This is a genomic window from Bacillus sp. GMs2/2 (assembly GCF_050172095.1).
Lineage (GTDB): Bacteria > Bacillota > Bacilli > Bacillales > Bacillaceae_G > Bacillus_A > Bacillus_A cereus.
The window spans coordinates 1-7,241 of record NZ_JBNLYE010000207.1; the positions used below are offsets into that span (position 1 = coordinate 1).

The following is a 7,241-nucleotide window of genomic DNA, read 5'->3' on the forward strand; positions in this document are numbered from 1 at the left end:
AATCTCGTAATTTTATTATTGAGCACGATTTTAAAGTTCTCAATTTAACAAATCAAGTGGAGAAAGATTTACTAACAATTGAAAATAAAGCGAAAGGGTTTATCATTTCTAATAATCCAAATTACGTACAATCTCTTAATTCTGCGGAAAAGGATTACGAAAAGCATTATCAAGATCTTTTCTCATTATTAGAGGATAACCCATCTCAGCAAGAAAAATTAAAACAGATTAACGAAAATATTATTAGTTGGATAAATAAAGAGATTCACCCGTTAATTGCAAATCATAATAGTAATAATGTACAAACAATCGACACGACTCAAATTCAGTCCTTACAGTCACAGGTAACTAACTTCCGTAGCACTGAGGAGCAATTAACGAAAAAAAGAGCAGCACAATTAGATACTGAAAATAATAAATTAGAGATTTGGTTATACAGTTTATTGTTCTTACTTTCTTGCATTTCCATTATTGTTTCCCTTTATATTTCTAATTCCATTACAAAAACGATTAAAAATGTAATTCAAGCTATTAAATCCATTTCTTCTAAAGAAAAAATCACGGAAAGAATTCATGTAAACACACGTGATGAAATAAAAGATCTTGCTCATACAACGAATCACTTACTAGACGAAATATCGAAAAGAGAATGGTTACAAACTGAGCTTGCAGAATTAATTTTAATGTATCAAGGTGTATCTTCTATTGAGATGTTAGGTAACAAAATTCTTAGTGGAGTGATACAAAAAACGCAAACTTCTTGCGGTGCATTTTATGTACGTGAAGAAATTGAAGACACTGTCTATTATGTGAAGAAAGCTTCTTTCGCCGATCAAGGTGCTGATATTGGGAAACAATCGATTCAAATGGGTGAAGGTTTCATTGGACAGTCTGCCTTAGAAAAGAAAAGTTTTATTCTCAGAGACATACCCGAAGAGTTTCGTTATGTCACTAGTGGAGTATTAGAAATACGCCCTAAAAATCTATTAATCATCCCTATCTTATTTGAGGATGAAGTGATCGCAGTAATGGAGTTAGTAAGTGTAACTGAGATTTCAGATTTACATCAAGATTTAATTCAACAAACCGTTGATAATCTAGGTTTAACAATCCATAGCATTATGGGACGTATGCGAATTCAAACTCTTTTACATGAATCACAAGCAATGACAGAAGAGTTACAAGTTCAATCAGAAGAATTGCAAACGCAAGCGGAAGAACTACAAATGCAAGCAGAAGAATTACGAACAACGAATGAACAATTAGAGTCTAGAACGGAAGAGGCGGAGCAAAAGACAGCTGACTTACAAATTACTAAATCAGAATTAGAAGAAAAAGCAAGTGAGTTGTTGCGTAGTTCAAAATACAAATCTGAGTTCCTAGCAAATATGTCACATGAATTACGCACACCGTTAAATAGTATTTTACTATTATCTGAAATGTTAAGAGAAAATCATGATAACAATTTATCCGACGATGAGATTGAATTAGCAACTGTCATTCATTCATCAGGGAAAGACTTACTTACTTTAATTAATGACATACTCGATTTATCTAAAGTAGAAGCAGGCAAACTAGACATCATTTTTGAAGCAACGAACATAAGTGACATGGCAGCCAATATGCATCAAAACTTTTTACATATAGCTGCACAAAAAAATGTCGAATTTACTATTGAAGACAGTGATACGATTCCTGATCTGTTTTATACAGATGCAAAACGGATTGAGCAAATTATTAAAAACTTATTATCCAATGCATTTAAATTTACAGAAAAAGGATCCGTTTCTTTACATTTCGATTCGATAGAAACAAGTAATTTAAGTCATGATATGCAGTCTATAAGTAAAGATTGGATTACAATTTCAGTAAAAGATACTGGTATTGGTATCGCTAAAGAACAGCATCAACTTATTTTCGAAGCCTTTCAACAGGCAGATGGCGCAACGATTCGGAAGTATGGTGGTACAGGATTAGGTTTATCTATTTGTAAAGAGTTTGCTAGATTGTTAGGTGGTTGGATTACGTTAGAGAGTAATGTAGGAGAAGGTAGTACTTTCACGGTATATATTCCTAACCTTCCAAAAGGATTACCAGATATACAGTTATCCAATTTAGAAGTCGCGGCAACGATAGAAGATGTTATTCCTGCTGAAGTTGTGGAAGAAACTATCGTTACTACCGAAACAAATAACGTCTTCCAAGAGAAAACCATTTTAATTGTCGATGATGATCATCGAAATATATTTGCGTTACAAAATGCATTAAAAAAACAAAATGCCAACATTATTACTGCCCAAAACGGCTTAGAGTGTTTAGAAATACTAAAAAGCAATACAAATATTGACCTTATTTTAATGGATATTATGATGCCTAATATGGACGGTTATGAAACGATGGAAAATATCCGAATGAACTTAGGGTTAAGTGAAATACCTATTATCGCATTAACTGCTAAAGCAATGCCAAATGATAAGGAAAAATGTTTATCTGCTGGCGCTTCAGATTATATAAGTAAACCATTAAATCTACATCAACTCTATTCGGTAATGAGTGTATGGTTAATAAAATAAGTGAGGTTTAGTTGGAGTGGAAAATAAGTATTATAATTTTGATCCATCAGTAGATACAGATGAGCGCACGAACTTAGAAATTGAATTACTATTAGAAGCAGTATTTAAACTATCAGGATTTGATTTTCGCCAATATGCTCGCACATCTATTTATAGAAGAATTTGTAATAGAATGCAGCTCTCTAATATCCCTACCATTTCAAAATTAATTGAAAAAGTAATTCACGAGGAAGGGGTTTTAGAACAGTTATTAAATGATTTCTCGATTAATGTAACTGAAATGTTCCGTAACCCTGCCTTTTTTAAAGCGCTTAGAGAGCATGTTATTCCTGAATTAAAAAAGCAACCTGAAATTAGAATTTGGCATGCTGGATGCGCAACTGGTGAAGAAGTATTATCAATGTCCATCTTACTTCACGAAGAAGGATTAAGTGAAAAGTCGGTTATTTACGCAACAGATATGAATACAAATGTGTTAGAAAAAGCAAAACAAGCTATCCTCCCGTTAAATAAAATGCAAACTTATACGAAAAATTATTTACAAGCTGGCGGTACACAAGCATTTTCTAACTATTATTCAACAGATAATCGTTTTGCTTATTTTAATCCATCACTTTTACAAAACATTATTTTTGCACAGCATAATTTAGTAACTGATCAATCTTTTAACGAGTTTCATATTATACTTTGTCGTAACGTTTTAATTTACTTTACAAGTAAACTTCAAAATCAAGTGCAGCAACTATTTTATGAAAGTTTAAGTCACAATGGTTTTCTATGTTTAGGAAATAAAGAAACTCTTCGTTTTTCAAATATAATGCCGCATTATACCCAATTTAATCCTAGCGAACAAATTTATCAAAAAATACAATAAAAAGCGTATGAAATCCTCTGTTTGGATTTCATACGCTTTTTATTTCGCATTCGTTTGTATCATAATTAGACACATATCATCTGATTGCGCTTTCTTTTGTTCTTCCTTGTAAAACCCTTCTATCTCGCCTTCTAAATCTCCCCATTTTCTTTCTGTAAAAGTACGTAATTTCTCTTCAGCCTCAAATTCATCATTTGCAATTGCTTCAAGAACACCATCTGTAAACAATACGATTTGAGCGTTCTTCTCAAAAGGTATAACTGTCTTTTCAACTTTTATTTCATCAAAAAATCCTACCGCACAACTCCCGCGATTTAGTTCAACCATATTTGTTTCATCAACTAAAACGTATCCAGAAGGATGCCCTGCATTTACATATTCAATCGTTCTCTTTTCTGTATCTACTACTAAATATATCGCTGTAAAATAATATGGAATATCGTCATTCTCATTATGTAAAAGAGTCATATATTTATTTAAGTCTTTAATGACAAGTTCTGGATCGATTAAAGATTTAATCGTTTCACGTAATACAGACGAAATAAACATACAAACTAATGAAGCAGATATACCATGTCCCATCACGTCTAATAATATAATACCGTAGCGGTTTTCATCGATTTTATACCAATAATACATATCTCCAGCTAATTTAAATGAAGGTAAGTAACTTGCTTCAATTTTTATATAATCTTCTCTTAATGGGCTACTTAATAAGTTTCTTTGTACTTGCGTAGCTAAATCTAATTCATTCCGAAGATTTTCTTCTTGTTCTTTATGCCAATTTAATTCCGATTTCAAGCGTAACGCTACACGCATACGTGCTAATAGTTCAACTTTATTTATAGGTTTCGTAATATAATCCATTGCCCCCATATCAAGAGCTTCGGCCAATTTATTGGCATCCTCTAAAGCTGTAACAAAAATAATAGGAATATCTTTAAACTTCTCCTCTTTTTGTAATCGCCTACAAACTTCAAGTCCATCAATTTCAGGCATCATAATATCTAATAGTATTAAATCAATTTCATTATACCTGGAAGAATCTTCTCCAAATTGAATGTATTCGAAAAGCTCTTGTGCAGAATTCAGCGATACAAGATCCTGATATCCGGCTTGTTTTAAAATTTTTTCAATTACAAAGATGTTAACCGGATTATCATCGACAATTAAAATGGACACAAGTTATTTCCCCTTTTCTTATTTAAAATGTAAATCTATTATCATTTTCTATTTTTCTAGTATTGCATACTCAGTTACAAAATGAAAATTTCCTACTCTAACATAATTTTTATACAGCAAAAGAACAAACCCCCAGAAATGAGAGTTTGTTCTTTCATTCTATAAATTTCCACTATTAATTTAACACCATTGCTTTGTCATTTAAAAGACGATCTAATTCTTCCATATGATTTGTTTCATCTGCAATCATATCTTCTAGTTTTACAACTAACTCTGTCATATTTAATTTTGCTGCTTGTTCTTTTCTCGTTTCATAACGCTTAATTGTCTCATATTCTGATTGTCTAGCGGACTCTAACATTTCTCTAACATCTTCTACTTGTTTCACTGGTAAAGGGATTGTAGTAGGTGTACCACCTAACGTCTTAATTTTCTCCGCTAAATATAGGGCATGTCCTTGTTCATCACTAATTTCAGATTCAAAGAAAGGTTTTAACACTTGTCTATATATACCAGAAACTGTAGCTGCATTATGGTTATACATAATAATTGCTGAGTATTCTCCTCCTATACTTAATAACTACCCCTTTTCTCATGTTTTAAACATAATGATTTTAAATTTTTATGTATCTAAAAATGCTGCTTGCTTCAATTTACTTATCGCTTGTCTTTTAATACGAGAAACGTGCATTTGTGAAATACCTAACCGTTCCCCTGTATCTTTTTGATTTAAATTTTCTCCAAATATATAATGAATAACACTCTTTTCTGTGTCATTTAATACGTTGAAAATATCCTTTAAAACGAGACGCCTTTCTGTCTCTTCATATCCTTGCTCTACTTCACCTACAGATTCAATCCTCGCTACCGAACTGCCATCAGATGAATTTTCAACTACATCATCTAAGGAAGATACGCGATAATTATTTTTCGCATCCATAATTTCTAGCACTTCCTCTTCGGATAGTCCTAAATGATCTGCAATCTCTATAATCTTCGGTGAACGCTGGAAACGATCTGTTAGCTCCTCTATCGCAAGTTTAATCTTCCCGCCTAAATCTTTAATTCGCCTTGGAACGTGAATACCCCAAGTTTTATCACGTAAATATTTCTTTATTTCGCCTACTATTGTAGGTATTGCAAACGGCTCAAAAGCATTCCCTATCGAATAATCATACCTTCTTATTGCACCTAAGAGCCCTAACATTCCTACTTGTATAATATCTTCATGCATCGACCCACCTTTTGAATAGCGATATGCAATGGAGTATACAAGATTTTTATAGTGATTAACCAATCTTTCCTGTGCTTCATCACATTGGTTTTGTTGGAAGTCTGCAATTAGTTTAATAACGTCTTCTTTAGTAAGATTTGTAGGTTGAGATTGGATTTCCATCATTCTCCACCTGCTCTCTTTGTATATATTTTGTCATTAAAACTGTCATGCCCTCATCATGCATAATTTGTATATCATCCATTAACGTATTGATTAAATATAAACCTAAACCATTTTCCGGCAAATGTTCTACTGGTTTATTAATATCATACGGACCAACTTTACTTTTTAAACTATTAAAATCAAAGCTAACTCCATTATCCGCAGCCATAATTTCTAATCGATCTTCATATAAGCCAAAGACAATTGTAATTTCTCCAACGTCTTCTTTATATGCATGTTGTACAATGTTTGTACAAGCTTCACTAATAGCAATTTTCATATCTTCTATATCGTCATAAGCAAAGCCCATTCGATTCGCAACACCAGCCATTGTTAAACGAATAATAGCCACATATTCTGCTTTTGCAGGAATTTTCATTTCTATCTTTTCAAATCTCTCCATCATCCCTAGTCACCTTCTTTCTACTTTTTCAAAATCGGAATTCAAATTTAATATTTCTGTTAGCCCCGTAATATCAAATAATCTTTTTAGCCTTTTAGACACACCGATAAACTCTAGTTTTCCATCATTTTTCTTAACTGCTTTTAATAGAGCTATAAAAACGCCTAAACCAGTACTATCCATATAATCTACGTTATGAAAATCTACTACAATATGAACCTCTTTTTCGCTTGCAATAGGCATAATCTTATTTTTCAAATCTGATGCCGTATAAGCATCAATTTCACCATTAAGTTGTACTGTATAACCTACATCATTTTGCAAAATATTTATTGCCAAATTCATCATTTCCGCCCCCTTATCTCAAACTCTTACTATTTAATTACCCATAAAAATTAATTTTAAACATATTTTTTTATTTTCATTATAAATAAATTTTCTACACCTTTCTCGGCTTAACACTTAAATCGTACTAATAAATGTTTAAAACTTATAATTTTGTGTATGTATAATGTATAAACATTATTTTTAGGGGGATCTATCTATGGAAGAGCACAACTTTAAAAAGGGAGATTTTGTTCAATTTTCTTATCGACACGATCATGCTACAAAATTAATTGGTTCCATTATTAACATACTAACGAATACAATTGTAGTTGATATAGGTAATAGCGAGGACTTATCTCATATAGAGCCAAGGCAAGTCGTAAAAATAAATAATTGTGAAAAAGTAACGATGGTTTAATACATAATGAACACTCCCCCACTTAG

The 7,241-nt window shown here is 32.1% G+C and carries 8 protein-coding genes; 3 read left to right on the plus strand and 5 right to left on the minus strand.

Annotated features, from left to right (window positions below; all coding sequences use genetic code 11):
• Positions 1 to 2,573, plus strand: a 2,573-nt coding sequence (locus tag ACQGS6_RS19995) for an ATP-binding protein (RefSeq protein ID WP_426965472.1), incomplete at its 5' end; no start/stop codon positions are given.
• A gap of 16 nt (positions 2,574 to 2,589) precedes the next feature.
• Positions 2,590 to 3,447 carry a CheR family methyltransferase gene (locus ACQGS6_RS20000; RefSeq protein WP_000429043.1) on the plus strand — a complete coding sequence of 286 codons (858 nt, stop codon included), beginning with the start codon at positions 2,590 to 2,592 and terminating at the stop codon, positions 3,445 to 3,447.
• A gap of 39 nt (positions 3,448 to 3,486) precedes the next feature.
• Here the strand turns inward: ACQGS6_RS20000 and ACQGS6_RS20005 are convergent, their stop codons facing one another.
• From ACQGS6_RS20005 to rsbV, 5 genes are all read right to left on the minus strand, one after another.
• On the minus strand, positions 3,487 to 4,629 hold the full coding sequence (locus ACQGS6_RS20005) for a fused response regulator/phosphatase (protein WP_000025537.1): 1,143 nt from the start codon (positions 4,627 to 4,629) through the stop codon (positions 3,487 to 3,489).
• A 175-nt stretch (positions 4,630 to 4,804) separates the two neighbouring features.
• Positions 4,805 to 5,200, minus strand: a complete 396-nt coding sequence (locus ACQGS6_RS20010) for a ferritin-like domain-containing protein (RefSeq protein WP_426965473.1) — start codon at positions 5,198 to 5,200, stop codon at positions 4,805 to 4,807.
• Positions 5,201 to 5,251: 51 nt separating this feature from the next.
• Complete coding sequence (gene sigB / locus ACQGS6_RS20015) at positions 5,252 to 6,028, minus strand: RNA polymerase sigma factor SigB (protein WP_009327198.1); 777 nt, start codon at positions 6,026 to 6,028, stop codon at positions 5,252 to 5,254.
• Complete coding sequence (gene rsbW / locus ACQGS6_RS20020) at positions 5,991 to 6,473, minus strand: anti-sigma B factor RsbW (protein ID WP_000970580.1); 483 nt, start codon at positions 6,471 to 6,473, stop codon at positions 5,991 to 5,993. Before rsbW ends, sigB begins: the two co-directional genes overlap by 38 nt.
• Positions 6,474 to 6,479: 6 nt before the next feature.
• Positions 6,480 to 6,818, minus strand: coding sequence for an anti sigma b factor antagonist RsbV (gene rsbV, locus ACQGS6_RS20025; RefSeq protein ID WP_001986277.1), 339 nt, complete (start codon positions 6,816 to 6,818; stop codon positions 6,480 to 6,482).
• A gap of 196 nt (positions 6,819 to 7,014) precedes the next feature.
• Here rsbV and ACQGS6_RS20030 point away from each other — a divergent pair, with 196 nt between their 5' ends.
• A complete protein-coding gene (locus tag ACQGS6_RS20030) occupies positions 7,015 to 7,215 on the plus strand; it encodes a methyltransferase (protein ID WP_000390989.1) in 201 nt (66 codons plus the stop codon).
• Positions 7,216 to 7,241: the final 26 nt, after the last annotated feature.

Coding starts and splice junctions, on each gene's coding strand:
- sigB (WP_009327198.1), bottom strand. CDS start 6,028: ATGATGGAAATCCAATCTCAACCTACAAATCTTACTAAAGAAGACGTT.
- rsbW (WP_000970580.1), bottom strand. CDS start 6,473: ATGATGGAGAGATTTGAAAAGATAGAAATGAAAATTCCTGCAAAAGCA.
- rsbV (WP_001986277.1), bottom strand. CDS start 6,818: ATGATGAATTTGGCAATAAATATTTTGCAAAATGATGTAGGTTATACA.
- ACQGS6_RS20030 (WP_000390989.1), top strand. CDS start 7,015: ATGGAAGAGCACAACTTTAAAAAGGGAGATTTTGTTCAATTTTCTTAT.